Genomic DNA, 25,740 nt, shown 5'->3' with positions numbered 1-25,740 from the left:
CCTGCGAGGACCGGCCTTCGTCGGACTCGCCGGACTGGCGGTTCGGGTCCACGGGCGGTGCGTCCACCTGGTTCGGGTCGATCTCCACCTGCGGTGCGTCGGCCTTCACCTCGCGGACGGTCTCGAGTGCCTCGTCGTAGGCGGCGCTCGGCGTCTCGTCGGCCAGCGACGTGGTCGAGGAGACGGTGTCGATGCGTCCCGCGTCCTTCGGGTCGATGCCGCTCGCCTGCAGCGTCTCGGCGATCGAGGGGACCTCGACGTCGGACACCGAGTCGGCCTGGAAGGTCTCGTCGAGGATCGACGCCTCGGCGCGGTCGGACGCGTGCTTGCTGGCCTGCTTCTGGAACGGCACCTCTGCTCGGCCCTCGAAGAAGCCCTTGCCGACCTGCTGCAGCGCGTCCGTGAGCTCCGAGGGGATGATCCAGAGCTTGTTCGAGTCGCCCTCGGCGAGCTTCGGCAGCGTCTGCAGGTACTGGTAGGCGAGCAGCTTGTTGTCGGCATCGCCCTCGTGGATGGCGGCGAAGACGCGCTCGATGGCCTCCGACTCACCCTTGGCGAGCAGCACCTGGGCCTCTGCGTCACCCTTGGCGCGCAGCACCTGCGCCTTGGCCTGACCCTCGGCCCGCAGGATCTCGGACTGGCGCAGACCCTCGGCCTCGAGGATCTGCGACTGCTTCGAGCCCTCGGCCGTCAGGATGGCGGCACGACGGTCGCGCTCGGCGCGCATCTGCTTCTCCATCGAGTCCTGGATGGAGTGGGGCGGGTCGATCGCCTTCAGCTCGACGCGGCCGACGCGCAGGCCCCACTTGCCGGTGGCCTGGTCGAGCACGTTGCGGAGCTGCCCGTTGATGGTGTCGCGGCTCGTGAGCGCCTCTTCGAGGTTCATGCCACCGACCACGTTGCGGAGCGTGGTGGTCGTGAGCTGCTCGACGGCCGACAGGTAGTCAGCGATCTCGTAGGTCGCGGCGCGCGCGTCGGTCACCTGGAAGTACACGACCGTGTCGATGGAGACGACCAGGTTGTCCTCGGTGATGACGGGCTGCGGCGGGAACGACCGCACCTGCTCGCGCATGTCGACGTGGTACGAGACCCGGTCGATGAACGGCACGAGGAAGTTGAGGCCCGGCTGCAGCACCTTGTGGAAGCGACCGAGTCGCTCGACCACTCCGGTGAATCCCTGCTTGATGATCCTGATCGACCTGAAGAGCGTGACGAGCACGAACAGGACGACGAGGACCACGACGACGAGCAGGAAGGCTCCGAGGATGAATTGTCCGTCGAACGGCATGTGATGGCTCCTCTATCGCTGTGCGGGGACGACGATGGCCGTCGCCCCCTCGATGGCTGTGACGACGATGCGCTCGCCGACGTCTGGATCTCGCGGCTGCACCGCGGGGGAGAGGCGGGCGGTCCAGATGTCGCCGTTCGACAGCGTCACCTCGCCGGCGCCGCGCAGGAACGAGCGAGTGACCTCGCCCGGCATGCCCAGCAGCGCCTCGATGCCCTGCTTGTTGACCTCGCCGGATTCGTGGAGCCGGTTCAACAGCTTCGGCCGCACCAGCAGCAGCAGCAGCAGCGCGGCCGCGGCCGCGATCAGCACCTGCGCCCACGGCGGCAGCCCGGTGATGCTCGCGGTGAGCCCCACGACCGACGCCAGCCCGATCATCAGGAACGTGAACTCGAGCGTCACCATCTCGATGATGAAGCACACGAGCGCTACGACGAGCCACGCGATCCATGCGTACTGGGCGAGATCCACGTCCCCAGCATATGGAGGGGAGGCTGGACGCCGCGGAGACTCGCGCACCAGTAGGGTCGACGGGAACGAAGGAGCTACCGTGTCGGAGACCCCCCCAGCCGCCCTCGCACCCGGATCGCTGACCGGGCGCACCGCGCTCGTGACCGGCTCGAGCCGCGGCATCGGCGCCGCGACCGTCGCCCTGCTGGCGAGCGCCGGAGCCGATGTCGTCGTGAACTACCGCGCCAAGGCTCCGCGCGCCGAGAAGGTCGTCGCGGCCGCTGAGGCACAGGGCGTCGAGGCGATCGCCGTGCAGGCCGATCTGACGGACGCCGCGAGCCTCGCCGCCATGTTCGAGGCCGCTCGGGCACGCTTCGGCGGGCTCGACATCCTCGTCATGAACGCCTCCGGCGGCATGGAGAGCGGCATGGGCGAGGACTACGCGATGCGGCTCAACCGCGACGCGCAGGTCGCGCTGCTCGATGCGGCGCTCGAGGTGCTCGAGGACGGCGCTCGCGTCGTGTTCGTCACCAGTCACCAGGCCCACTTCATCCGCACCACCCCGACGATGCCGGAGTACGAGGCCGTCGCCCTGTCGAAGCGCGCGGGCGAGGACGCCTTGCGGGAGCGGATCCCGGCGCTCGCCGAGCGCGGGATCGAGCTCGTCGTGGTCTCCGGCGACATGATCGAGGGCACCATCACCGCCACGCTGCTCGAGCGCGCCAACCCCGGGGCGATCGCGAGCCGCCGCGAGGAGGCAGGCAAGCTCTACGACGTGGACGAGTTCGCGCGCGAGGTCGCCCTCGCGGCGGTCGAGCCGGTGCCGGCCGACAGCACGCGCCTCGTCGGCGACGTCTCGGGCTTCGGAGACGCCGAGGGCACTCAGAGCACCGGAGCGGGTGCCTGATGCGCGCGGAGGACATCGAGCAGCTCGTCTCGCTCTCGCGCCCCGCGGTGCACCCGAGCGGTGCCTTCGCGGTCGTCGCGACCTCGCGGCCGAGCCTGCGCGCCAACCGCAACGTCGGCCAGCTCTGGCGGGTCGACCTGCGCGACGGCGCGCGCCGCCGGCTCACGGGCGGCACCGCCGACCGCACGCCCCAGCTGACGCCGAGCGGCGAGACCGTGCTGTTCGTGCGCGGCGACGCGGATGACACGCCGCAGGTCTGGGCGATGCGCGTCGAGGGCGGCGAGCCCGTGCAGGTGACCGCTGAGCGCGGGGGCGTGGTGGAGTTCGCCGTCTCACCCACCGGCGACCGGATCGCCTTCACGGCGACGGTCGTCGAGCCGGGTCGCTACGGCACGGTCGACGGCGTCGCGGCGACCCAGGAGTCGCCGCGCCTCATCACCCGCAACCGCAGCCTCGCGAACGGCATCGGCAGCCTCGTCGGTCGCCACGTGCACCTCTTCGCCACCGAGCTGCCCGATCTCGACGCCGAGCCGCACTACGCGCGCGCCGCGCATCCGCACGACGACGAGTCGACGCGCGACGACGCTGCGGCCGCTCCCGAGGCCGTCCGGCTCAGCCACGGCGAGTTCGACCACTCGGCGCCGGCGTTCTCGAGCGACGGTCAGCGCGTGCTCTGCATCACCGCGCGCCACGACACGCGCGACGACGACCTGCTGAACGCGGTCGTCGAGTTCGACGCGACGGTCGAGCAGGGCGAGCCGCACACCGTGCTCTCCTCGCGCGCCGGCCTGAGCGTCAGCCAGGTGCTCTCGACCCCCGACGGCGGCTACGTGCTGCTCGCGAGCAAGGTGGGGGAGTCGGGGCGGGACTTCGTCGCACGCTCCACGCAGCTCTTCGTGCTCGAGCACGCCGGCTCGCACCCCGAGGAGGTCACCGAGGAGACCTCGGTCGACCTCGGCGAGCCCTCGAGCCACGCGACCGTCGTCGACGACGGCGTGCTGGTGCAGGAGCGCCGGCGCGGGCGCAACCGCCTCGTGCACGTCACGGGCGGCGGCACGAAGGAGCTCATCGGCGGCGACCTCGAGGTCATCGGCCACGGCGTCGGCGAGGGCGTCACGGTCGCCACCGTCCACACGCCGACGTCGATGGGCGAGGTGGCGGTGCTCGACGACCGCGGGCTCACGGTCCTCACCGACTTCGGGGCGCCGCTGGCCGAGGCCGGCGTCGTCGCCCCGACCGAGCACGAGTTCACGGGCCGCGACGGCGCGACCGTGCACGGCTGGGTGTGGGTGCCGGAGGGCGAGGGCCCGCACCCGGTGCTCCTCAACATCCACGGCGGCCCCTTCGCGCAGTACGGCGTCGGCGTCTTCGACGAGGCGCAGGTCGCGGTCGAGGCGGGCTACGCCGTCGTGCAGTGCAACCCGCGCGGCTCCGCCGGCTACGGCCGCGAGCACGGCCTCGCGATCAAGCAGCGGATGGGCACGGTCGATCTGCACGACGTGCTCGACTTCCTCGACGCGAGCCTCGACGCGCATCCGCAGCTCGACCGCGAGCGGCTCGGCATCATGGGCGGCTCCTACGGCGGCTACCTGACGGCCTGGACGATCGCCAACGACCACCGCTTCACCGCTGCGGTCGTCGAGCGCGGGTTCCTCGACCCGGTGTCGTTCGCGGGCACCAGCGACATCGGCTGGTTCTTCTCGGGCGAGTACACGGGCGACGACGCGGATGCGGTGCGCGCGCAGTCGCCCATGGCCCACGTCGACGCGGTCAGGACGCCGACGCTCGTGGTGCACTCCGAGCACGACTGGCGCTGCCCGCCCGAGCAGGGGCAGCGCTACTTCGCGGCGCTCAAGCGCAACGGCGTCGAGACGGCGCTGCTGCTCTTCCCCGGTGAGGACCACGAGCTGACGCGCGCAGGCCAGCCGCGGCACCGGCTCGAGCGCTTCGAGCACATCCTCGCGTGGTGGGCGAAGCACCTGCCGACGCCGAAGAACCACGCCTGAGGCAGCACGCCCCTGCTTCCGGACAGGATGAGGCCGTGACCGACGACGCGCGCCCTGGTGGCATCCGCCGCTCGGCGCGCGTCGTCTGCGTCGACGACGATGGTGCCGCGCTGCTGCTCCTGCACCACTGGAGCGCGCCGGGCTTGCCGCCTCGGTGGCTGACCATCGGCGGCGGCATCGAGCAGGGAGAGTCCGAGCGCGAGGCGGCGCTGCGCGAGCTGCTCGAGGAGACCGGCCGCGCCGCGCCGCCGGACGAGCTGCTCGGCCCCGTGCGCCACCTGCGGCAGCCCACGCCGCCCGGCCATCGCTACGACGCGCTCGACATGACGACCTTCGTGTGGCGCACCCCGCGGTTCGAGGCTGATGCCTCGGGTCGCGAACCTGGGGAGCTCGCCTCGATCGTCGACGAGCGCTGGTGGCGGGCCGACCAGATCGCGACGAGCGACGACGCCTTCGACCGCGAGGACGTCGCTGGCACGCTCGCGCTGCTCGACGGAGCGTCACCGCCGGCTGGTGCGCGCGTGCGGGTGCGCGCCTCCAAGTGGGACGGGACTCGGCACTGGGAGCACGACGCGGTCGTGCTCGGCAGCGACGCCGAGGGCGTCTGGCTGGGTGCGCCGGGCGACTCGACCACATACTGGCGACCCGGGCTCGAGGCCTTCTCGGGCGTCGAGCCGATGCTGACGCTCGTGCCGCACCGGCCGCTCGCGATGCTCGAGGGCACCTGGGCGCTCGTGCACTGGTTCACCGGCAGCCCCGCCGAGCTGTACATCGACGTCGCGACGCCGCCCGCGCTCATCCGCCGCGCCGACGGCTGGGTGCTGGAGTACACCGACCTCGACCTCGACGTCGTGCGGGATCCTGCCAGCGCCGCGCGCATCGACGACGAGGACGAGTTCGCGCTGCACGCCGAGCGGATGGGCTACCCGGCATGGGTGCACGAGCGCGCGCAAACGACGGCGGCGGCGCTGCTGCTGGCGGCGCAACGGGGAGCGGCGCCGGGCGAGGCATCACGAGCCCACTGGATGACGGTGCTCGGCACCCGCCTCGACCCCGCCTGAGCGGTCGCCGGCCAGCGGCGGCCGGCCAGCGGCGGCCACCCGGCTCAGGTCACGAATCCGCTCGCCTCGTCGACCGCCCGCACCACTGCATCCCGCCCCGCCTGGTCGAGCAGGCCGAGCTCGTGCAGGATGCGCGCAGCCTCGTCGTAGGAGGAGTGGAAGCGGATGCCCGCCGCCTCGAGCTCGGCGCGCGCTGCGCCCTCGACCGGCACGACCTCATGGATCAGCACGGCAACGACGAACTCGGGCCCGCGCCGCAGCATCTCGGCGCCGACCAGCGCGTCTGCCTGGCCGCTGTCGCCGAGGAACATGAAGCGGCACTCCGGGAACAGGGCACGCTCGCGCTCGAAGTTCTGCAGCTTGCGCTCCTTGATGGAGGCCTTGGTGAAGAGGTTGAGGATCGAGCCGCCCAGCACCGCATGCGGCGGCAGGCCGAGCCCCGACAGGGCGTTGCGGGTGTACTGCTCGACGAGCCCGCGCGGACCCTCGGGGCGCGCGGTGACGAATGTCAGGTCGCCCGGGCGCGAGGGCTCGGCGGCGCGACCATCGTCGAGCGCGGTCAGCAGCTCGACGACACCCGGGTAGACGGTGCCGTGCGGGTAGCGGCGCTCGTGGAGCATCGCCTTGAGGGTGTCGTCGATGTCGCACAGGATGCGCAGGTCGTGCGAGGGCTCGGATGCGGCTTCGGCCGCGATGTGCGCGAGCACGGCGTCGCGGTCGGCGGGGGTGAGTCGCTCGAAGACCACGTGCTCGAGGTCGTGGCTGTCGCCCGTGGCGTTCAGCAGGTACTTCATGTCGCGGAACGGCTCGCCGGTGAGCGAGAGCAGCATCGACCGGATGCCCGCCGACACCACCTGGCTCTGCGGCAGTCGTCGCAGCGCGTGCACGATGCGGGCGCGCATGGCCGGGCTGAGCTCTGCGGCGCGCTCGACGCACAGCAGCTGCACGAGCTCGCGCCGCTGCTCGCGGCGCCAGAGCCCAGTGACGGCGTTGCCGCAGATGGCATCGACCGCCTGCTCGACGTCGATCTGCTCGAGCACGGCCTCGAGCTGGCCGCGAGGCGCGGATCGGAGCCTCTCCATCGCGTCTGCTGCCTTCACGAGAACGATCTTGGCACCCGCACCCTGAGCGCACCCCTGTCGATGCGAGCGTCGAGCCGCGAGACGCGCCCCGCCGCGTCACCGTCGAGCTGCACCGGCAGCAGTCCATCGACGGCTGCGAGCGTCACCCGGCGAGCGGTGCGGTGCTGCAGCACGCCCTGCGCACGGGCGATGCCGGCTCCGGCCGCGGCGATGCGGCCCCAGTGCGCGAGGCGACGGGGGCTGACGGCCGCGATGTGCAGGAGCCCGTCGTCGAGGCGCGTGCGCGGCAGCACCTCGAAACCCGCGGGGATGCGGGCGGCGTTGTGCACGAGCACGCTCCACGCATCCGTCGTCTCGCCCTCGCCCTCGTCGAAGCTGCCACGGACCGAGAAGCTCGGGCTCGCCAGACGCCGCGCGCCGATGGCGATGTAGGCCGCCCAGCCGAGACGGCGCTTGTCGCGCAGCGAGGCGGCCTCGACGGCGAGGGCATCGTTGCCGACCCCGGCGACGACGAGGAACGCCCGCTCGGGTTCGGGCTGCGACTCGAGCGCGGCACCCGATGCCCCACCGCCGACGGATCGGACGAGCGACACCCGTCCGAGGTCGATCGCTGCACTGCTGCCGGTGCCGTGGCCCGCGGCGTCGCCAGCCACCGCGATGCGCGCAGCTGCCGCGCGGTCGCGCAGCGGCAGGCCGAGGTTGCGCGCGAAGAGATTGGCGGTGCCGGCGGGCATGACGCCGAGCGGCGTGCCGGTGTGCGCGAGCACGGTCGCGACCTCCCGCACGGTGCCGTCACCGCCGATGGCGACCACCGCATCCGCCCCGCTGCTGAGCGCCTGGCGCGCCTGCGGCCCGCCCGGTTCCGCGAGCGTCGTCGGCACGACGCGCGCGTCCGCGCCGCTGACCGCGACCTCGCGCAGCACGGCATCGACCGCGCGGTCGAAGCCGCGGGCGGTGGGGTTGCCGATGACGACGAGCGAGGGCACGGGGCAAACCTAGTGCGGCGCGCAGCTCAGCGCCGCGGCGCTGCCCTCAGGGCATCGACGGGCGCAACGTCAGGAAGGAGGCGAGCCTCGCGATCTCATCGCCGACGGCGTCGGCGAGTCGCGCGCTCGGCGGTGCGTCCCAGTGGATGCGGTGGACGCGCAGCACCCCCGCTTCGCGGTCGGCCTTCGCGTCGACCTTGCCGACGAGCCGGTCGCCGTCGAGGATGGGCAGCGCGAACGCGCCCCAGCGGCGCTTGGCGACCGGGGTGTACTGCTCGAGCGCGTAGTCGAACGCCCACAGCTGCGCCATGCGCTTGCGGTCGGCGACCAGCCGGTCGAGGGGCGACAGCAGCACCACGCGACCGGAGAAGCCCTCGGCGGTCGCGCTCGGATCGAGCCGCCACTCGCCGCGCACGCCCTCGATGCGCACTGCCTCGCCCTCGGCGCCCAGGTGCGTCGCGCGGGCGATGCCGCAGGAGCGCAGCCAGCGACGCCGCCAGGTGGCCCACGCGCCGTCGAGGCTGGGCTGCCCGCCAGCGCCATCGAGTGGCGGGAGCACCCGCTCGGCGAGATCCCAGAGGCGCATGGTGCCGCGCCGCTCGGCGACCGTCGCCTCCCCGCGGATCTGCAGCAGCTCGAGCATCATCGCGACGTTGCGGTCGGTGTTCCAGCCGCTGGAGCGATAGGGCACCTCGGCGGCATCGTCGATCTCAGCCTGGGGGAGCGGCCCCTCCTCTCGCAGCTGCTCGAGCACGCGATCGCGGAACGCACCGTTCGCCTCCAGCCACGTTCGCGCGCTCTCGTGGATCGACGTCGGGTCGCGCCCGATCGCGCACAGCCAGGGCAGGTCGCGCGTGGCGCGCAGGCCGATGGCCCAAGCCTCCATCGGGTGCCGATGCGGACCGAGGTGCTCGACGACGCTGCGGTCGAGCTCGACCGCCTCGCGCACGTCGCCGAACGACAGGCTCGGGACGCGCGTGTGCGCGATGTGCTCGGCCGACGGGGCGACGATGTCGGTCGGGTTCAGCGCCAGGAGCGTCAGCTGCTCGATCACGTCGGGCAGGTCGTGCGTCTCCCTCGCAGTGCTCGGCGCATCCAGCAGCTGCGCCCGCACGGCGATGCGCCGCGCCTCCTCGACACTGAGCGTGCGGACCTCGCTGCCTGTCATGCGGCGATGCTACGCATCGCCACCCACACCCGTCTGCGGGGTGAGCACGCCATGCAGGCTCGTCCGGGTCGCGCAGCCGACCAAGCGCCGGCGCGCTGTGCGCGCCGAGCTGCACTGCCGCATCCCAGACCCGGCGAACGCTGCCCGCCGTGCCCGCTGCTCCATGGCGACGGTGCCAAGATGTGAGCATGTCTGACACCTGGAGCTTCGCGACGCCGCGTCCCGAGACCGTGCTCGTCAAGGCGGGCCGCCCGCAGCACGAGCCGGGCGCGCCGCTCAACGAGCCCGTGACCTTCGCCAGCGCCTTCGTCGCCGGCGGCGACCTCGAGTACGCGCGGTACGGCAACCCGACCTGGACGGCGCTCGAGGAGGCCATCGGCAGCCTCGAGGGCGGCGAGTGCATCTCGTTCGCGAGCGGCATGGCCGCGGTGAGCGCCGTCATGCACCTGGTGCCGAGCGGGGGAGCGGTCGTGGTGGCGCGGCACTCCTATCAGCACACGCTCGCGCTGCTCGACGATGGCGCGCGCTCCGGTCGCTACGAGGTGCGGCGGGTGGATGTCGCCGATGCCGACGCGGTCGAGGCGGCGCTGCCGGGCGCCGCGATGGTCTGGCTCGAGTCACCTACGAACCCGGCCCTCGAGGTGGCCGACATCGCGCGCCTGACCGCCGCCGCACGGGCTGCGGGCGTCATGAGCGTCGTCGACAACACGTTCGCGTCGCCGCTGCTGCAGCGGCCGCTCGAGCTCGGCGCCGACCTCGTCGTCCACTCCGCCACCAAGCTCATCGCTGGTCACAGCGACGTCGTGCTGGGCGCCGTCGTCGCGCGCGCGCCCGAGGTGGCAGAACGCCTCCGCCACCACCGCGGTCTGCACGGAGCGATCCCCGGGCCGATGGAGGCCTTCCTGGCGCTCCGCGGTCTGCGCACGCTCTCGGTGCGACTCGAGCGCGCCGCGTCGAACGCGCGCGAACTGGCGCGCAGGCTGGCGGATGCACCGGGTGTGCTCGAGGTGCGCGACCCCGGCTTCGGCACCGTGCTCGCGATCGTGCTCGCCGATGCTGCCGCGGCCGACCGCGTCGTCGAGCGCGTGCGCGTCTGGATCCCCGCGACGAGCCTCGGCGGCGTCGAGTCGCTCCTCGAGCGTCGCCGACGCTGGGCGACAGAGGCGCCGACGATTCCCGAGGGCCTCATCAGGCTCTCGGTCGGCATCGAGCACATCGACGATCTCGCCGAGGACCTGCTGGCCGCGCTCGCCTGATCCCGGCGGACCCGCTCGACCTCGAGCACCCGGCGCACGCGCGGGGGAGCGGTCGTCGGCGTCAGCCGGAGAAGGCGGCCTGAGCGCTGCGCAGGTCGGGGAAGCGGCCCAGCGAGACGCCTGCGCCGTCGACCGCGAGGTACTCCTCGAGGCTCTCCTCGACGAAGCCGAGGAACGTCGTTCCCGTCTCGTCGTGCCGGCTGGCGACCCAGAGACCGTTGCCCGGCGAAGCCCAGGTGAGGCCATGCGGAGCGGTGACCACGTCGTGCTGGGTGGTGCGGACGGTGAGGGCGGTGAGGGCGTCGGAAGCGTTCTGCGTGCGGATCGGTGCCAGCGTGTCAGTCATCTCAGCTTCCTCGTCTCGTTCATTTAGTTCGTCGATCGAAATGTATCACGATCGAACGGTATGCTCTGAACGGAACCTGAGAAGATCCCGAGCACCGACTGCCGAGGGGAGGGCACCATGACCGAGGACGACCGATCGAGGGCGGCCTCTGGCTACTGGTACCCCGAGCACGAGGTGCCGACCAGTGTCGACGTGCTCAACCAGCTGCGTCGGTACCGCACGGCCGAAGCAGCGATGCGCGCTCGCACGCGCTCGTCGATGGGCATGGGTGAGACGGATCTGCTGGCGCTGCGGCTGCTGCTGCAGTCGCAGCGCAACGGCGAGCTGCTGCGACAGCGAGACCTGGGAACAGCCCTCGGACTCGCATCGCCGTCGGTGACGGCGCTCGTCGACCGGCTCGTGCGCAGCGGCCACGTCCGCCGCGAAGCGCATCCGGATGACCGGCGCGCGACGGTGGTCGTGCCGACCGTGGACACCGATGATGAGGTGCGCGCCACGCTCGGGGCGATGCATCGCCGGATGATCGACGTCGTCGACGGACTGGACGACGATGCGCGGCGCACGGTGGCGAACTTCTTCGAGCGGATGGTCGTGGCGGTCGAGCAGGTCGACGAGCATGAGGCGCCCGTCATGGCGCCGATCCGAGCGGACTGACCGCCGAGGCGTCGCGATCATGACACGTGATGCGCAGCGACCGTCGCTCCGGATCCTGCTGCTCCTCGGCGGGGCCGTCGTGCTGGCAGGATGCGCAGCGCAGTCTGCAGGGACGCCCGAGCCCGCAGCCACCGCAGCGAGCGACCAGGCCTGCGCCGCGCCGGTGATCGCCGGCCCGGCGTCGAATGCGCCGCTCCGACCCGGCGAGCGGGTCGAGCTCACGATCGAGAACCTCGCACCGTTCTGCGCAGACACGCCGCGAATGACCGATAACGCGAACGACGAGCCCGTCGACGCCTTCGATGTGGTCTGGGTCCAGGGTGATCGTCGAACGGTCATCGACGTCGTGCAACCGACTGACGGAAGTCCGTTCACCGTCGACATCACGGTGCCTGCTGACGCTGCAGCTGGTGCGGCATCGATCCTGATCGGCACCGCAGCACTGCCCGTCGAGGTTGCAGCCGCACGCTGAGCAGGCCCGCTTCGCCTTCGATGCGAAGCGCCGATAATGCACATTATGTCGGATCATTGCAGGCAGCCCCTCTCTCGCAGCATCGATTCCCTAGTCGCCGCCCGACCTCTGGGCCGGAACGCGCCACTGACAGCGGCAAGCCGACTAGCGTGAGGCAGCGAGGGGGCACGATGCGCTGGCGAAGCATTGGCGGCATGGCAGCCCTCGTATCGGTGGTCGCGGCGACGCTGAGCGGGTGCTCGCCGTACCAGGGCGTCGCGTGCGCGCAGCCAGCGCCCTCGACCGCGGACGGCGACGGCGGTGATGTGGACACCTGGATCCCGGTGCCGAACGATCACTCCAGCTTCTTGGTGCCGCCGACGATTCCATACCCCGGCGGCAATCCCGCGTCGATCTCGCTCGAGGACGCTTACGGCGACTTCCTCGAGTACCCCGTCTCGGAGGCGGCGGCGTTCGAGGGCCAGGGGCACGACGCGCCGTTCCGTGGCGAGCACACGTGCACGGTCGAAGAGCGCCAGTTCGCACCAGGTCTGGCGGCGACGGCGTTGCTCGTCCGCGATCCGGCCACCGGCTTCCGTCCAGAGTATTGGTACGGGATCCTCGCCCTGACGCGCGGCGGGACATCGCCGTCCCAGCCTGTCGTCTCCGGCACCGGGGCCGACGCGATCACGTACAGGCTCGACTTCACGCGGTCCTTCGTCGGCGACGATGCGGAGGCTGCCGCAGTCGCGTTCCTCGGCGGCGACGAGGCCGACCTGGCTCTGGACATCATCGAGACCTTCGAACCGATCGCCCCGGATGCCCCCCTGGCTCCGCTCGACTGGCCGACTGCCAATGGCACCGCAGTCGTGGGTCTTCCCGGAGGATGGTCGGTCTCGACCGACGCGTCGGCGCCCGGCGTCGACGGCACCTGGGTCAACGACCTGACGTTCGCGAACCCCGATGGCGTCTCGCGATTGCGCTACGTCGACGGCCTCCCGCCTCCTAGCTCGCCCGCTGAGGAGTTCGGCGTGGTGTGGCAGTGGACGATCGATGCCGGCGGGCACTCCGGCGTCGGCTGGTGGGAGCGGCACGGCGACGCGATCTACGCGATCGTCGCGCTCTCCGACCCGGAGCCTGGCCAGCAGCCGGTGCCCGCCATCGCCTCCGGCGGCGGCTGGGTGCGCATGCACCTCCTCGGTGATGTAGAAGGCGTGCCATGGGCCACCGGATTCGACTCGGTCGAGGCGGCCACCGCATACCTCGCGGAGCGCGAGTCCGGTCCGGTCGCGGCTCCGCTCGCGGCGATCGAGTTGACCGGCAACCCGGTCGGTGTCGCACCGTAGCCACTCCAGGACCCGGCCTCCCTGAGGCGACCAGAGGTGATGCGCGCGCTTGAGCGCGATCCGGCGAGCCGCGGTGCGACGGTCTGATACGTTGCGGCACGCCGATGTCGGAGGAAGACGTGCGCACCTTCGTCAGTGGCTGGGAGAGCGTCGCGGCGAGCCCGCTCTTCGGCTCGGCGCGGATCCTCAACGTCGAGGAGGGAGACGGCGACGTCGTCGCCATCGCCGCCGTCTGGTCGGCCGGGGAAGGGCGTCCGGGACTTCTGGAGCCGATGGGGGTCCATCAAGATCACCGCGGCCACGGACATGGGACAACGGTGACCCGTGGAGCTGCAGCTGCCCTCCGCGAACTCGGGGCGTCGAGCGCGATCGTCTGCGCCGAGAGCGCGAACGTCGGCGCGATCGCAACGTACGTGGCGGCTGGATTCTCGGCGAGAGCAGAGGTCGCCGACTGGCTTCGCGAGGACTGAGCAGGCGCCCAAGCGCTTGAAGGCGAGGGCTGCTTCGACAGATCTACGGCAACGCCGCTGCAGCGCTCGGCCACTGGGCAGGGCAGTGCGGCATGCCAGCGCCAGCGATCAGATCGGGCCTGACGGCGCGACTGTGCGGCGAGCTCGTCAGCTCTTGACGACCCCGCCGCTGTGGATGAGGCGGACCTCCACGCCTCCGCCCAGCGCCACCTGTGGGTTCGTCCCGGCGATCATCAGTGCGTCGTCCCACGTGGGAGCGTCGATGACATAGATGCCCGCCACCACGGAGCGATCGTCGAGGAACGGGCCCTCGGTCACGCCGGCTGCACGGATCGAGCGCGCGAGATGCCGTGGAGTGAACGCGTACGCGGCCCGCAGCGCACGGGACTCGGCGAGGGCTCGCCCGTGGGCGTCCGGGACCGCGAGGTCGGCGTCTGAGGCGTCGACAGCATGCGCGGAGTCCTGCGCGTAGATGAGGACGGCGAACTGGGGCATGGTGCTTCCTTTCGATGAGCTGTGCGGTGAACGACGTCGACCGATCGCGATCAGCGGTCGACTTCCTGCAGATGCACGTGGAGTGTCCGCAGGGCTGAGACGTGCCCGTCGCCGTCCTGGATCACGGAGCGGGGATTCGGGAGAGCCGCTGACAGTGCGTGCGCGTGCTGCACAGGTATGACTCGATCCCGCGACCCGTGGACGACGACGACCGAGGCGGCGCAGTCGTCGAGCGAGAAGCCCCAGGGCTGCACGAACGCCATGTCGTCGTCGATGGCGCCGTCCGAACCGTGTCGTTGCGCCGCGTCGGTATCGGTGACCAGGGCGTGCCACGAGCCCCCGAGCGCGTCGTAGTCGGCGTCGACGAAGCTCGACGGCTCGAAGGTGTCAGGGTGGGCGGTGCGAGCGGCGAGCCCTGACGCAGCTGCTTGCAGCGCTGAGGCGTCTGCCATCCCGACGAACCACTCGTCGTCCGCGGAGAACGGCGCGATGCAGCCGAACGTCAGCACGTGGCTCACACTGCTGGGGCGGGCCGCTGCGGTCGCGATCGCATGGGGGCCACCTCCCGAGAAGCCGACGACGACGACATCGTCGAGGCCGAGCACGTCGAGCAGCCGGGCGACTTGGCTCGTCGCGTCTGCGACGCTCCGACCCGGACGTCGAAGCGCACCTCCGTACCCGGGCCTGGCGACGCTGATCACGTCGCGGCCCGCAGCCGTCGCCGCATCGACGACGGGTTGCAGCAGCCCGCCGGTGTGCGGCGTGCCGCCGAGCCACAGCACGACGCGCGACAGCGCGCCGGCCGCCGCGGTCGCGTGCACGACCGAGCCGGGCAGGTCTCGCTCAAGGATGCGCATGTGCAGCATTCGAGTCGAGCAGAACGGCCTCGTGGAGATAGGACTGCCGCTCACGATCCGATGGCGCAGCGGCTGCGGCGGTGCGCAGCGCTGCGGCAGCCTCCCCGGTGCGATCGAGCCGACGCAGCATGTCGCCCCGCACCGCCGCGAGGAGGTGGTGCCCGGCGAGTGCGAGCGCGACCGTCTCCAGCAGCTCGAGCGCCACGGCGGGGCGGCCTGCGTTCGCGACAGCGATGACTCGATTCACGGTGACGAACGGTGAGGGATCGAGCCGCTCGAGGAGCTCATACATGTTGGCGATCCGTGCGTGGTCGATCTCTCCGTACGCGCCGATCTGGAAGGGGCGGACGTACTCCGCAGCGATGGCGGCACGCACGAGGTGCCGTCCCCCCGGCACGCGCGCCTGTGCGGCACGCTCGAGCGCGACATCGAGGATTCGCAACCCCTCATGCGCCGCCTCCTGATCCCAGAGCTCACGGTCCTGGCGCTCGAAGGGCACCGAGAGCCCCTCGGCAGACGTCCGCGCCGCACGGCGGGAGTGCTGCAGCAGCAGCAGCGCGAGGACACCGTTGAGCTCGAGCCACTCAGCGGAGTCGGACGGGAAGAGCTCGCAGCACAGCCGCGCAAGCCGGATGGCTTCCGCGGCAGCCTCGGACCGTGCCGTCGGATCGGCATAGGCGAGCGTGAACAGGCCAGACAGCACCTCGCAGACGCTCTCACTCCTGGCGGACATCTCTGCCGGTCCAGGCACCCGGTACGCGATGCCCGCATGCTTGATCTTGGCCCGCGCCCGTACGAGCCGCTTCTGCATCGTCTCCGGTGAGACCGCGAAGAGGATCGCGAGCTCGTCGACCGGCACGTTCAGCACCGTTCGCAGCGTCAGTGCCGCCCGCGCCTCCAGGGTGAGAGCCGGATGGCATGCGGTGAAGATGAGCTGCAGACGCTCGTCGCCACGGGGAAAGGCGACACCCGACGCGACCTCATCGAACACGTCCGGCAGCTCGTGCTCGAGACGAGCGAGGGCTCGACGCTCGGCGCTCTCGTGACGGACGAGATCGATGGCACGGCGACGCGCGACCGTCGTCACCCATGCCGCCGGGCTGCGTGGGACGCCATCTCGCGGCCACCGATCGAGTGCACGGGCCAGCGCGTCCTGCACCGCGTCCTCGGCGATCGTCCAGTCGTTCACCGTGCCGATCACGCTGGCCAGCACCCGCCCGTACTCGAGCGACGCGACGCGACGGACCGCATCCGACGCCGGAGCGTCGGCGGCGCCGACGCTCCGGCTCTCGATGCCGTCAGGCATCAGAGCGGCCACACCGGTCGCACCTCCACCAGCCCGAATCGCGCCATGGGATGCGCCGCGGCGATCACGATCGCCGCGTCGAGGTCTTCAGCCTCGACGATGTCGAAGCCGGCGATCCACTCGCGGCTCTCGGTGAACGGCCCGTCTGCGACGATGCGCTCCCCGCCGCGAACGCGGACCGTGGTCGCATCCTCGACCGGCCGCAACCGATCGCCCAGCACGTACGAGTCGGACGCCTGTAGCGCCTCGACCCACTCCCCCACGTCGTCGTGCTCCGCGTCGTAGGGCTCCCCAGTCGGGTCATTGCAGATGAACAGCACGTAGCGCATGATTCTCCTTCGAGTTCGTTCGATCCTGACACCAGTACGACGACTCGGGCAGGCCGCTGAGGACACATCGCGATGATCGCGATCTACGACCCGTTCCCGTCAGCCGTCGTCCTGATCCGATTCCCGGCGTCGTCCCAGACAGTCCCGTCGAGGAGCTCTCTGACGATGTCGAGATGGCCGACGTGCGCTGCATCGTCGTTCAGCACATGCATGAGCACGCCACGGACCGTGTGCTGCCGGTAGCCACCCCACGCGCCCTCCGGCCACCACCCGGGAGCATCCTCACTCGATCGGCCGCGCACCGCGGCGCATGCGTCGCTCGTCTCCCGCGTCACACGCTCCAGCAGCGCAGGGAACGGCACGATCGGATCGTTGTCCCACACCCCGCGCTCATCGAGCTCGACCGCGTTGCCGCCGATCACGTTGTGCAGCCAGAAGCGGGTCGAGGCGTGCACGTGACCGACCAACCCCGCGATCGACCAGCCCGACGGTGCGGCCGTCGCTCGCACCTGCGCCTCGCTCAGACCAGCGACCGAGCCGGCGATCCGGCCCAGGCTGGCCTCGATCCAGTCGAGCAGCTCATCCGTCACCGGGTCTCGCAGCGCCTCGTAGCTCGCCATGCGTCCTCCTCATCATCGGTTCGAGGCAGGCACCACCGCACCGCCTCTACGACCATGACGTCGCGCCTCGGCGCTCGAGGACACCCAGACACCGATGGCCCTGTCCTCCAGATGTCGTCGCGTGCGTCGAGAGATTGCAGGGACAACCGACGAAGGGACCACCACGATGCGGCACATGATCCTCATCTACTCGAGCGCCAGGAGCGAAGCAGCCCTTCGCGCCGATGCCCACGACGCCTTCCGGGCGGCACACGACGGCCTCATCGACGAGCTCGCGGCCTCCGAAGAGCTCCTCGACACGCATGAGCTCTCCCTTCACGGAGCGAAGGTCGTGCGCACGGGCGACGAACCCTCCGTCACCGACGGTCCGCACATGGGAGCCACGGAATGGGTGGGCGGCTACTACCTCGTGGATGTCGCCGACGAGGGCCGAGCACTCGAGATCGCGGCACGCTTCGTCGAAGCGCGCTACGCGAGCGTCGAAGTGCGACGCGTCAGGTGACGCAGTCAGTGCGAGCGCACGGCCGGCGCTCGCGACTGCTCAGACTCTCGCTCGACCACGAACCACCCGAGCACCTCGACCTCCCGTTCCCAGTCGAGCGCCCACGCCAGGTAGCCGGCGCGGTCACGCTCGAGATCTGGGGGCGCCTCGAGTCTGACGGTGCGGTCGATAAGCGTGACGAGCAGGACGCGCTTCCCCGTCGCTCGGACCTCGTGGGGTGGAACCATCGCGCGGATCGCAACGGACACGGTCGAGGCCATGTGCTTCACGGCTGCGTCCCCGACCGCGAAGTGCCTTCGCCCACCGGCGAACGGGGTCGGAGCGGCAGTCGACTCAGGGGCGGCCGCGTCGGTGACGATCAAGACCGCGGACGTGGCTTCACCAGCCGGAAGGAGGAGTTCGTCGAACAGCATGGCGACGTACCCGTCGCCTGAGCGCGTGCGGCCCAGCTGCGACTCCCACAGCATGTCTGCGAGCGACCATGGCAGGAGGTCGCCCGCTGCACCTTCGGCGATCGCGATCTCCACGATCTCCTCCACTCGCATGGGGCAACGAGCCAAGCTGGAACCGGGCTCGAGGCCTGTCCTGCTCCTTCCGGCCTCTCTCACGCCTCGCTCAGTGCGTGAGGAAGAGGCCCCACGCTCGGTGCGCCGCTTCCGGCGCTTCTCTCGCCGACGTTGCAGCCACGCCTGCATCAGAGCGATCGGCATGTCGAGGATCGACAGGAGGAGCTCGACCCAGGGCATGGCGCTCAGCGTAGGTCACTCGTGCGGCTCCGTCTTCAGTCTGGTCGCCGGAGTCGCGACGTTTTTCATGACGGGTGGCAGGAGAGACTACGTGCGCCGCTCGTGGCGCACCGGCTTCAGCCGGTCCGCGGCGTCGGTGGCGGGCATCCACTCGCACTCGAAAGATCCGCGGTAGCCGAAGAGGAACCCGAATCGGTCGTTCGTGACCTCCAGGTCGATCTCGAAGCGCGAGGTCGACTCGTCCCAGCGCTCGCGCAGCAGCGCCCGGCCGCTCGCGAGCATCGGGAACGCGAACGACACCGGTCCCTCGTGGAAGCGCTGGGCGCCGGATCGCAGCTCGAGTCCACCGTCGTCGTCGGCCCGCAGCTCGAGGTCGACGGCCAGGTGCTGGTGCGTGCCGAGGTAGTCGATGATGCGCCCGTGGTCGAGGATCATCGTCGCGTCGAAGCGGCTGGGGGTGCGCCCGACCTCGTACTCGCGCACGAAGGTCACCGTCTCGCGGCCAAAGGGGTCGAGGTAGGGGAAGCACTCGATCGTGAACGGCACATCCGTGCCCACCGTCGGCACGAGGATGCTGCGCAGCCTGCCGATCTCGAGGAACGGCACCGTCCACCACGGCCCTCGCCGGATCTCGCGCATCACACCGCGACCGATGCAGCCCTCGCCGGAGTCGAGCCCCACGCCGAACCGCCGCTGGAGCATCGGATGCAGTCGCTGGAAGTCGGCGCCCATGGCCCGTTCGAAGATCGACGTCACTCCCCCACGCGCCTCTCGGCACTCCCGCTGGGCGACGGCAGTGCCGCGAGCGACGCCGGCGCATCCTGCAGGTGATCGGCGCGACGCCGCCCACCGGCTGGCGAGCGGCGGCACCGCGCTGCTCTCGGCCGCTCCGGCATCCAGACCCACAGCACGCTGCGCAGCGGCCAGCGTTCGGGCTCCTCGCCCCGCTCGAGCCAGATGCGCAGTCGATCGAAGCTCCAGGCCGTCACCCAGCCCAGCAGCGGTCGGGCGACGAGATCCACGAGCCGGCCGAGCCCCGGCTCGAAGTCGTATCCCGTCGAGAACACCACGGCGTCGCCGTCGGGTGCGTAGCGCCAGTACCCACGACCCGAGCGGATGGGCGACACCGGGTCGGCGGTGGCGAAGCAGAGCGCCGACGTGCGGGTCCCGCTCACCCCGGTGCGCTCGCCGATGGAGATCCCGACGCCGCGAACCGTGTGCCACGGAACGCGGCGCGTGTAGTCGAAGCGCATCCCGTCCTCACCGTGCCCGGTCGGGGTGATGGAGCTGAAGCGAGCGTCCCAGCGGGCATGCTGCCCGGGATCCTGCGTGCGCTCCCACACGTCGTCCAGGCTCGCGCGGATGCGCGCCTCGACGTAGATACCGCTGCCACCCATGGCTCGACTCTAGGAGCAGACGCGCCCGAGGCGCGGCACACGAGCACCCGCGTCGACGACGACGGCCAGCCACCTGCATAGCCTGGGTGCTCCTCCGCTTCCCGAACGAGAGCCACCAGTGCCCCAACACCACCCGTCCTCGCCCTCGAAGGACACCGCGCCGCAGATGCGCCCCGACCACTACGACGAGTTCGCCGACGGATACGACCAGGCCAACGCGAGCAGCCTCTTCAACGCGCACTACGAGCGCCCGGCGATGCTCGAGCTCGCCGGCGAGGTGCGCGGGCACCGGGTGCTCGACGCCGGCTGCGGCTCGGGGCCGCTCGCCCTCGCGCTCAGGGAGCGCGGCGCGGCAGTGACCGGGTTCGACGGCAGCCCCGCGATGATCGAGCTGGCCCGTCAGCGGCTCGGCGCGTCGACGCCGCTCTCGGTGCTCGACCTGGCAGCGCCGCTCCCCTACCCCGACGCCGCCTTCGACGACGTCATCGCCTCGCTCGTGCTGCACTACCTGGAGGACTGGTCGACGCCGCTCGCCGAGTTCTTCCGCGTGCTCGCACCGGGTGGCCGCCTGCTGCTCTCGGTGAACCATCCGACCGGCGCCGCGATCGGCGAGCCCGGCGAGGACTACTTCGCGACCCGGCCTTACACCGACCGCTACGACTTCGCGGGCACCGCCGCCGACCTGACCTTCTGGCACCGGCCGCTGCACGCGATGTCGGATGCCTTCGCGGCCGCGGGCTTCCGCATCCTGCGCATCAGCGAACCGCGACCAGCCGCTGACACGCCGCCCGAGCTGCTGCCCCCACGGCTTCGCACCGGCGAGCGCACCGCCTTCATTGGGTTCCTCATGTTCGTGCTCGACCGCCCCTGACGCCAGTCCTGGCGGTCAGCCGCCGCCGCTCAACCGCGCTCGACGTTGCCGAGGATCCGCTGCACCGCCACCTCGATCACCACGCGATCGGGGTTCGGCCGCGGCTGTCGGTACCGCACGGCATAGCGCCGCACCGCTTCCGCGACCCGCTCGGGATCGTCCGAGACGGTCGCCGGGCCCTCGATCGTGCTCCACCATCGGCCTTCGACCTGCGAGATCGCGACACGGCTTCCCGGATGCGCGCGCAGGTTGCGCGCCTTGTAGCTCGATCCCGAGGTGATGACGCGCACGAGCTGGCGCTCCGCGTCATAGGTCGCCCCGACCGGGACCTGGTGGATGGAGCCATCCGGGCGCGGCGATGCCAGCATGCAGAGCCGCCGCTCCGCCCAGAACTCATCGAAGCCGACCCGTTCCGCCTGTCCGTCCACCGGACGAGCGTACTGTGGGCGCCCACGAACCGATGGCGGAACGGATGGAGGCCGCGATGCTGCGAGCGATCGCACCGGGTGTGCACGTGCATGAGAGCGAGTTCCTGATGAGCAACACGGTCGTGGTCGAGGGCGACATTGGCGTGCTGCTCATCGATCCGGGGATCACGACCGGCGAGCTCGAGGATCTCGGTCGTGACCTGCAGGATCTCGGCAAGCCCGTCGTCGCCGGCTTCTCGACGCACCCGGACTGGGACCACGTGCTCTGGCACGAGAGCTTCGGCGACGTGCCGCGCCTGGGCACCGCAGAGTGCGCGGCGTCGATCGCCGAGCTGCGCTCGCACGACGACTGGCCCGCGATGATCGCGGAGGGCCTCCCGCCCGAGTACGCGGACGAGATCCCGATGGCGCTGCTCGGTCGGATCACCGGTCTCGCCGAGGGCACGGCGCAGATCCCCTGGGACGGCCCGACCGTCCGCATCCTCGAGCACCGCGCGCACGCGCCCGGCCATGCGGCCCTGCTCATCGAGGGGGCGCGCGTGCTCGTCGCCGGCGACATGCTCTCCGACATCCTCATGCCGTTCCTCGACCTCGACGCACCCCATCCGATCGATGACTACCTCGACGCGCTGACGATGCTCGAGGGCCAGGCGGATGCGGTGGAGACGGTCGTGCCCGGGCACGGCGCGGTGGGTGGCTCCGAGCACTTCCGGACCCGCATCCAGCTCGACCGGGCCTACGTCGAGCGGATGCGCGACGTGCTCGACACCGCGGATCCGCGGGTCTCCCCCGGCGCTCCGCTCGAGTGGCTGCCGGACGTGCATCGGTGGCAGGTGCAGCGGCTCACGGAGCGCGGCGTCATCGGCGAGCGCTGAGCGCGACGGGCGATCGATCCTGGCCGCGATGATCGGGCGCTCGCCCGGCGCATCGCGCACACTCGGAGGCGAAGGAGGACGCCGTGATCGCCATGCTCAACCGCCCCGTCGACCACATCGACGAGCGCCTCGCCGACGAGCTCGATGTCGACGCGCTCGCACGCAGCCTCGGCACCACGGAGCATCACCTCCGCCGGATGTTCGCCTCGCTGGCGGGCATGCCGCTGTCGGAGTACATCCGTCGGCGGCGCATGGCGACCGCCGCTGCCGAGGTGCTGGCCGGCGACCAGCTGCTCGGCATCGCCGTGCGATTCGGCTATGGCTCGACCGAGGCATTCGGTCGGGCGTTCCGCGCCGTGCACGGCATCTCGCCGGCGGATGCCCGCCGCGACGGCGGTCCCCTCCGCACGCAGCCGCAGCTGCGATTCCATCTCACCGTCGAAGGAGCCACCCCCATGCACGTCCGCATCACCGACCGGCCCGACTTCCGACTCATCGGCCACGCCGCCCGCGTGCCGCTGATCCACGAGGGCATCAACCCGCACATCCAAGCGCACATCGCCGCCCTGCCCGTGAGCGAGCACGAGCGCCTCAAGGCGCTCAGCGACACCGAGCCGGCGAGCCTGCTGCAGGTGAGCGCCGACGTCGATCCGGACGACGCCGAGGGCAGCGAGCTCACCTACCTGCACGGGGTCGCCGTCACCGAGCAGCGCGCGGTGCCCGACGACCTCGACGCGATCGCGGTGCCCGCCGGCACGTGGGCGGTCTTCCGGACCGAGGGCCCCCATCCCGCCGCACTCCAGTCGGCTTGGGCGGCGACAGCGACCGAGTGGTTCCCCTCGAACCCCTGGCGGCTGCGGCCCGGCCCGTCGATCGTCGCGGTGCTCGAGCGCGCGGCCGACTTCAGCACCGCCACGTGCGAGCTGTGGCTGCCGATCGAGCGCGCCTGAGCGCTCCTCGGGTGATCGGGCGGATGACCCGCCTCACCACGCGATGTCGGCCAGCGTCCTGATGGGTCTCGGCTCGCGCGGTCGCACGGTGCCGTCGCCCGTCGCGCCGGAGCCGGGGATGCCGCTGAGGTCGAGCCCCGTGCGCGCGGCGAGGTCGGCGAGGCTCACCTCGAAGGTCGCGAAGCCCTCGAGGTAGGCGGAGCGCACATCGTCGACCTCCTGCGCGAGCAGGAACGCCTTCGCGCGCAGCGCATCCGCCACCCGGTAGACGACGATCTTCCAGTGCTCGCGCGGCAGCTGCACGAGGTCGCGGTAGTGCGGGTCGTCGTCGGCGAGCACGGGGCCGGCGAAGACGCTGATGCGGCGCTCGACGAGCGTCTCGAGGCTGAGGACGCCGAGCTCGAGCTCGCCCCAGACGCCGCCTCGGCTCGCCTGGTTGAAGCCGGCGAGCTGCGGCGTGATGTTGGTGAAGCAGAACGAGTCGGTGTTGGCCTGCTTCGCCTCCTCCAGCGTGCCCCACAGCAGGTCTGCCCTGCGCGCCAGGTGACCGCGATCGAGGTCGTTGTCGGCGTAGACCACCTCGCCCGTCTGCTGCTCGGCGGGCAGTCGCTCGTCGAGGAAGAAGCGTCGGGCGCGCGGGATGCCGGGCAGCATGCGCAGCCCGTCGACGTTCCACGCGACCGAGCGGGCGAGCCGGCGCTCGGGGTGCATGGTGACGCTGAAGTGCACGTAGTCGAGCACCGGTGCCGCGCCGTCGGCCGCGGCCGCCAGGCGCGGTGCTGCGACCTCCTCCCCCAGGAACCCGGGGTCGTAGCCGAGCGGCGCGGCGATGCCGGCGCGCACCGGCGTCGGCTGCAGCGCGCCGCCCTCGCCCTGCAGGGTCAGCGTCATGCCCAGCGGGTCGCCGTCGGCGGCGGCGAAGCCGAGCTCCTCGTACACGCCGGTCGCCTCGGGGCTCGCGAACAGCCCGACGATCGCCTCGGCCGGCGCATGCTCCCGCACCCAGGCGACGAGCCGCTCGACGATGGTCGACGCGATCCCCTGCTCCGACGCATCCGGTCGCACCATGACGTCCTGCACGTACCAGTAGCGCACGCCGTCGCCCACGAGGCGGCCGACGCCGACGACGCGATCCCCGTCCAGCGCGACGACGCCGCGCAGCGAGCCGGCGAGCGACGCGGGCAGGCTCGCCCAGTCGAAGTGGTCGTCCCAGCCGACCGACTCGGCGACCGCGCGCTGCTCGGCGGCGGTCGGGACGCGCTCCTCGAAGGTGATCATCGGCTCCCCCATCGTCGGTGGTGCGCTCCCGCTCGACAGTGCCTGCACCGCGCCCATCCTGTCCGAGGCGCGTGAACTCAGCCTGTGCACAGCGCCCGGTGCGAGCGTGAGCCCATGGACACCGACACCCAGCTGCAGACCGTCACCGACATCATGCGCTCGACGCGCATCGCCTCGCTCGCCTACGTCTCGAAGACGGGCGACCTGGTCTCGACGCCGATGGGCACGCAGGACTTCGAGGAGCCCGGCACCGTCTGGTTCATCACCGAGCGCTCGACCGACAAGGTCGAGGCCATCGCTGCCGACCCGCGCGTGAACGTGCACTACGCCGGCAAGGAGGGCTGGGTATCGCTCGCCGGCACCGCGCGCTTCGTGGACGACGTGGCGAAGCTGCGCGAGCTGTGGGATGCGTCGGCCGGCGCCTACATGTCCGGCGGGCCTGAGGATGCGGACAACGGGCTCATCGAGGTCACCGCGAGCTCGGCGGAGTACTGGGACTCGCCCGGCACCGTCGCCGTCGCGGTGCAGTTCGTGAAGGGCCTGGTGTCCGACGCGCAGCCCGACATGGGCGATAGCGGCATCGTCCGGCTCTAGCGGCGCGGCGTCACGCCCTCGGCGCGAGCCGCACGCGCTGCGCGAGCTCGCTGCCGGGGGCGGCGAGGCGATCGACCGTCTCGAAGATCGCCTGCTGCATGGCGGATGCGGCTGCTGACGCTGTGACGTCGGTGCGACGGGCGAGGGTGACCGTGCGCGTGAGCTGCGGCCGCACGAGCCGCGCGCTGCGCAATGCCGGGCGGCCGATGCCGACCATCGCCGGCACCACGGCGACGCCGACGCCGCGCTCGACGAAGCGCAGGACCGCATCCATCTCGGCACCTTCGACCGCGATCGTGGGCGTGAGGCCCGCGGCGGCGAACGCTGCGTCGGTCGCGACGCGCAGGTCGTAGCTGCGGTTGAAGGTGACCTGCGGCATGCGGGCGAGCTGCGCGAGCGTCACCTCGCTGAGCGGCGCGTCGTCGGCCGCCGAGACCACCACGAGCTCCTCGGAGAGCAGGGGCACCAGCTCGGTCGCCGGGGCGGGTGCCTGCGCGCCTCGCGTGACCACGAGGGCCAGGTCGAGAGCGCCCTGGTCGAGCGCCTCACCGAGCGACCGCGACCCGGCCTCCGTGATGTGCAGCTCGATGCCAGGATGCGCGGCGCGGAACGCCGCGAGCACGTCGGCGACGAGCGAGACGCACAGGGTCGGCGTCGCGCCCAGGCGCACGCTGCCGCGGCGCAGGCCGGCGAGCGCGTCCAGCTGCGCGCGGGCGCTCTGCGCGTCACCCAGCATGCGCCGCGCGATCGGCAGCAGCACCTCCCCCGCGGCCGTCAGGCTCACCCCCGACGGTGCCCGCCGCAGCAGCTCGGTGCCGAGGTCGGCCTCGAGCGCCCCGATCTGCCGACTCAGCGACGGCTGCGCGACGAAGAGCTCGGCCGCAGCCCGCGTGAAGCTGCCCACGCGCGCCACGGCTTCGAAGGAACGGAGGTGCTCGAGCTTCATCCTCATACGATACCGGCATCGCGCCTACTCGATCTATGCATTGGACGCATGACGCACGCGCTCGTAGCGTGGGAG

The 25,740-nt window shown here is 71.5% G+C and carries 29 protein-coding genes and 1 pseudogene; 13 read left to right on the top strand and 17 right to left on the bottom strand.

Features of this window, described 5'->3' with window-relative positions; translation table 11 throughout:
• Positions 1 to 370 precede the first annotated feature (370 nt).
• Both BQ6202_RS05640 and BQ6202_RS14880 read right to left on the bottom strand, forming a co-directional pair.
• Positions 371 to 1,288: pseudogene (locus BQ6202_RS05640) on the bottom strand (SPFH domain-containing protein); the annotation flags it as partial.
• 12 nt (positions 1,289 to 1,300) lie between these two features.
• Positions 1,301 to 1,759 (bottom strand): NfeD family protein, encoded by a 459-nt coding sequence (locus tag BQ6202_RS14880; RefSeq protein ID WP_072313492.1) that lies wholly within the window; start codon positions 1,757 to 1,759, stop codon positions 1,301 to 1,303.
• Positions 1,760 to 1,838: 79 nt separating this feature from the next.
• Here BQ6202_RS14880 and BQ6202_RS05630 point away from each other — a divergent pair, with 79 nt between their 5' ends.
• From BQ6202_RS05630 to BQ6202_RS05620, 3 genes are read left to right on the top strand one after another with little or no spacing between them, the layout of a single operon-like run.
• Positions 1,839 to 2,645, top strand: coding sequence for an SDR family oxidoreductase (locus tag BQ6202_RS05630; protein ID WP_072313491.1), 807 nt, complete (start codon positions 1,839 to 1,841; stop codon positions 2,643 to 2,645).
• Positions 2,645 to 4,651 (top strand): S9 family peptidase, encoded by a 2,007-nt coding sequence (locus BQ6202_RS05625; RefSeq protein ID WP_072313490.1) that lies wholly within the window; start codon positions 2,645 to 2,647, stop codon positions 4,649 to 4,651. Before BQ6202_RS05630 ends, BQ6202_RS05625 begins: the two co-directional genes overlap by 1 nt.
• A gap of 35 nt (positions 4,652 to 4,686) precedes the next feature.
• Positions 4,687 to 5,712, top strand: a complete 1,026-nt coding sequence (locus BQ6202_RS05620) for an NUDIX domain-containing protein (RefSeq protein WP_072313489.1) — start codon at positions 4,687 to 4,689, stop codon at positions 5,710 to 5,712.
• A gap of 44 nt (positions 5,713 to 5,756) precedes the next feature.
• Here the strand turns inward: BQ6202_RS05620 and BQ6202_RS05615 are convergent, their stop codons facing one another.
• Genes BQ6202_RS05615 through BQ6202_RS05605 form a run of 3 tightly spaced genes read right to left on the bottom strand, consistent with a single transcriptional unit; the run spans position 5,757 to position 8,948 of the window.
• Complete coding sequence (locus BQ6202_RS05615) at positions 5,757 to 6,794, bottom strand: phosphatase domain-containing protein (protein WP_072313488.1); 1,038 nt, start codon at positions 6,792 to 6,794, stop codon at positions 5,757 to 5,759.
• Positions 6,795 to 6,808: 14 nt separating this feature from the next.
• Positions 6,809 to 7,780: a diacylglycerol/lipid kinase family protein gene (locus BQ6202_RS05610; protein WP_072313487.1), complete on the bottom strand. Its 972-nt coding sequence runs from the start codon at positions 7,778 to 7,780 to the stop codon at positions 6,809 to 6,811.
• Positions 7,781 to 7,826: 46 nt separating this feature from the next.
• Positions 7,827 to 8,948: a DNA glycosylase AlkZ-like family protein gene (locus BQ6202_RS05605; RefSeq protein ID WP_072313486.1), complete on the bottom strand. Its 1,122-nt coding sequence runs from the start codon at positions 8,946 to 8,948 to the stop codon at positions 7,827 to 7,829.
• 188 nt (positions 8,949 to 9,136) lie between these two features.
• On the opposite strand from BQ6202_RS05605, the gene BQ6202_RS05600 reads away from it, so the two are divergent.
• Positions 9,137 to 10,204, top strand: a complete 1,068-nt coding sequence (locus BQ6202_RS05600) for a trans-sulfuration enzyme family protein (protein ID WP_072313485.1) — start codon at positions 9,137 to 9,139, stop codon at positions 10,202 to 10,204.
• Positions 10,205 to 10,265: 61 nt separating this feature from the next.
• Here the strand turns inward: BQ6202_RS05600 and BQ6202_RS05595 are convergent, their stop codons facing one another.
• A complete protein-coding gene (locus BQ6202_RS05595; RefSeq protein ID WP_072313484.1) occupies positions 10,266 to 10,550 on the bottom strand; it encodes a hypothetical protein in 285 nt (94 codons plus the stop codon).
• A 117-nt stretch (positions 10,551 to 10,667) separates the two neighbouring features.
• On the opposite strand from BQ6202_RS05595, the gene BQ6202_RS05590 reads away from it, so the two are divergent.
• The 4 genes from BQ6202_RS05590 (at position 10,668) to BQ6202_RS05575 (ending at position 13,471) form a co-directional block, all read left to right on the top strand.
• The gene (locus BQ6202_RS05590; protein ID WP_072313483.1) at positions 10,668 to 11,204 is read left to right on the top strand and encodes a MarR family winged helix-turn-helix transcriptional regulator; all 537 of its coding nucleotides are present in this window, start codon (positions 10,668 to 10,670) and stop codon (positions 11,202 to 11,204) included.
• Positions 11,205 to 11,367: 163 nt separating this feature from the next.
• The gene (locus tag BQ6202_RS14740; protein ID WP_159433619.1) at positions 11,368 to 11,676 is read left to right on the top strand and encodes a hypothetical protein; all 309 of its coding nucleotides are present in this window, start codon (positions 11,368 to 11,370) and stop codon (positions 11,674 to 11,676) included.
• 194 nt (positions 11,677 to 11,870) lie between these two features.
• On the top strand, positions 11,871 to 13,001 hold the full coding sequence (locus BQ6202_RS05580; RefSeq protein WP_072313481.1) for a hypothetical protein: 1,131 nt from the start codon (positions 11,871 to 11,873) through the stop codon (positions 12,999 to 13,001).
• A 104-nt stretch (positions 13,002 to 13,105) separates the two neighbouring features.
• A complete protein-coding gene (locus BQ6202_RS05575) occupies positions 13,106 to 13,471 on the top strand; it encodes a GNAT family N-acetyltransferase (protein ID WP_072313480.1) in 366 nt (121 codons plus the stop codon).
• 147 nt (positions 13,472 to 13,618) lie between these two features.
• Here the strand turns inward: BQ6202_RS05575 and BQ6202_RS05570 are convergent, their stop codons facing one another.
• From BQ6202_RS05570 to BQ6202_RS05550, 5 genes are all read right to left on the bottom strand, one after another.
• On the bottom strand, positions 13,619 to 13,966 hold the full coding sequence (locus BQ6202_RS05570; RefSeq protein WP_072313479.1) for a YciI family protein: 348 nt from the start codon (positions 13,964 to 13,966) through the stop codon (positions 13,619 to 13,621).
• Between the two features lie 50 nt (positions 13,967 to 14,016).
• On the bottom strand, positions 14,017 to 14,823 hold the full coding sequence (locus BQ6202_RS05565; RefSeq protein ID WP_200792215.1) for an alpha/beta fold hydrolase: 807 nt from the start codon (positions 14,821 to 14,823) through the stop codon (positions 14,017 to 14,019).
• The gene (locus tag BQ6202_RS05560; protein WP_159433618.1) at positions 14,810 to 16,036 is read right to left on the bottom strand and encodes an RNA polymerase sigma factor; all 1,227 of its coding nucleotides are present in this window, start codon (positions 16,034 to 16,036) and stop codon (positions 14,810 to 14,812) included. The genes BQ6202_RS05565 and BQ6202_RS05560 overlap by 14 nt, the downstream gene beginning before the upstream one ends.
• Positions 16,037 to 16,128: 92 nt before the next feature.
• A complete protein-coding gene (locus BQ6202_RS05555; protein WP_072313478.1) occupies positions 16,129 to 16,458 on the bottom strand; it encodes a YciI family protein in 330 nt (109 codons plus the stop codon).
• Positions 16,459 to 16,541: 83 nt separating this feature from the next.
• On the bottom strand, positions 16,542 to 17,078 hold the full coding sequence (locus BQ6202_RS05550; protein ID WP_072313477.1) for a DinB family protein: 537 nt from the start codon (positions 17,076 to 17,078) through the stop codon (positions 16,542 to 16,544).
• A gap of 175 nt (positions 17,079 to 17,253) precedes the next feature.
• Between BQ6202_RS05550 and BQ6202_RS05545 the strand changes: the two genes are divergently transcribed.
• On the top strand, positions 17,254 to 17,580 hold the full coding sequence (locus tag BQ6202_RS05545; RefSeq protein WP_159433617.1) for a YciI family protein: 327 nt from the start codon (positions 17,254 to 17,256) through the stop codon (positions 17,578 to 17,580).
• A 5-nt stretch (positions 17,581 to 17,585) separates the two neighbouring features.
• Here the strand turns inward: BQ6202_RS05545 and BQ6202_RS05540 are convergent, their stop codons facing one another.
• From BQ6202_RS05540 to BQ6202_RS05530, 3 genes are all read right to left on the bottom strand, one after another.
• Positions 17,586 to 18,326, bottom strand: coding sequence for a hypothetical protein (locus BQ6202_RS05540; protein ID WP_072313475.1), 741 nt, complete (start codon positions 18,324 to 18,326; stop codon positions 17,586 to 17,588).
• Positions 18,327 to 18,413: 87 nt separating this feature from the next.
• Positions 18,414 to 19,082 (bottom strand): DUF4166 domain-containing protein, encoded by a 669-nt coding sequence (locus BQ6202_RS05535; protein WP_072313474.1) that lies wholly within the window; start codon positions 19,080 to 19,082, stop codon positions 18,414 to 18,416.
• Positions 19,079 to 19,723 (bottom strand): SRPBCC family protein, encoded by a 645-nt coding sequence (locus tag BQ6202_RS05530; RefSeq protein WP_072313473.1) that lies wholly within the window; start codon positions 19,721 to 19,723, stop codon positions 19,079 to 19,081. Before BQ6202_RS05530 ends, BQ6202_RS05535 begins: the two co-directional genes overlap by 4 nt.
• Before the next feature lie 118 nt (positions 19,724 to 19,841).
• On the opposite strand from BQ6202_RS05530, the gene BQ6202_RS05525 reads away from it, so the two are divergent.
• Entirely contained in the window at positions 19,842 to 20,594 is a 753-nt protein-coding gene (locus BQ6202_RS05525; RefSeq protein ID WP_327021581.1) for a class I SAM-dependent methyltransferase, read from the top strand.
• A gap of 29 nt (positions 20,595 to 20,623) precedes the next feature.
• Here BQ6202_RS05525 and BQ6202_RS05520 read toward each other — a convergent pair whose 3' ends face one another.
• On the bottom strand, positions 20,624 to 21,022 hold the full coding sequence (locus tag BQ6202_RS05520; protein WP_072313472.1) for a pyridoxamine 5'-phosphate oxidase family protein: 399 nt from the start codon (positions 21,020 to 21,022) through the stop codon (positions 20,624 to 20,626).
• Between the two features lie 14 nt (positions 21,023 to 21,036).
• Between BQ6202_RS05520 and BQ6202_RS05515 the strand changes: the two genes are divergently transcribed.
• Both BQ6202_RS05515 and BQ6202_RS05510 read left to right on the top strand, forming a co-directional pair.
• Complete coding sequence (locus tag BQ6202_RS05515; protein WP_234946129.1) at positions 21,037 to 21,897, top strand: MBL fold metallo-hydrolase; 861 nt, start codon at positions 21,037 to 21,039, stop codon at positions 21,895 to 21,897.
• Positions 21,898 to 21,980: 83 nt separating this feature from the next.
• Positions 21,981 to 22,847 carry an AraC family transcriptional regulator gene (locus BQ6202_RS05510; RefSeq protein ID WP_072313471.1) on the top strand — a complete coding sequence of 289 codons (867 nt, stop codon included), beginning with the start codon at positions 21,981 to 21,983 and terminating at the stop codon, positions 22,845 to 22,847.
• 33 nt (positions 22,848 to 22,880) lie between these two features.
• Here the strand turns inward: BQ6202_RS05510 and BQ6202_RS14570 are convergent, their stop codons facing one another.
• Positions 22,881 to 24,173, bottom strand: a complete 1,293-nt coding sequence (locus tag BQ6202_RS14570) for a GNAT family N-acetyltransferase (protein ID WP_159433616.1) — start codon at positions 24,171 to 24,173, stop codon at positions 22,881 to 22,883.
• Between the two features lie 66 nt (positions 24,174 to 24,239).
• On the opposite strand from BQ6202_RS14570, the gene BQ6202_RS05495 reads away from it, so the two are divergent.
• The gene (locus BQ6202_RS05495) at positions 24,240 to 24,719 is read left to right on the top strand and encodes a pyridoxamine 5'-phosphate oxidase family protein (protein WP_072313470.1); all 480 of its coding nucleotides are present in this window, start codon (positions 24,240 to 24,242) and stop codon (positions 24,717 to 24,719) included.
• A gap of 10 nt (positions 24,720 to 24,729) precedes the next feature.
• Here BQ6202_RS05495 and BQ6202_RS05490 read toward each other — a convergent pair whose 3' ends face one another.
• Entirely contained in the window at positions 24,730 to 25,671 is a 942-nt protein-coding gene (locus BQ6202_RS05490; protein ID WP_083587035.1) for a LysR family transcriptional regulator, read from the bottom strand.
• Positions 25,672 to 25,740: the final 69 nt, after the last annotated feature.

The sequence above is a fragment of the Agrococcus sp. Marseille-P2731 genome (assembly GCF_900117395.1).
Classification (GTDB): Bacteria; Actinomycetota; Actinomycetes; order Actinomycetales; family Microbacteriaceae; genus Agrococcus.
The sequence above is the reverse complement of the archived record's forward strand: the minus strand, read 5'-3'. Positions and strand labels throughout refer to the sequence as shown.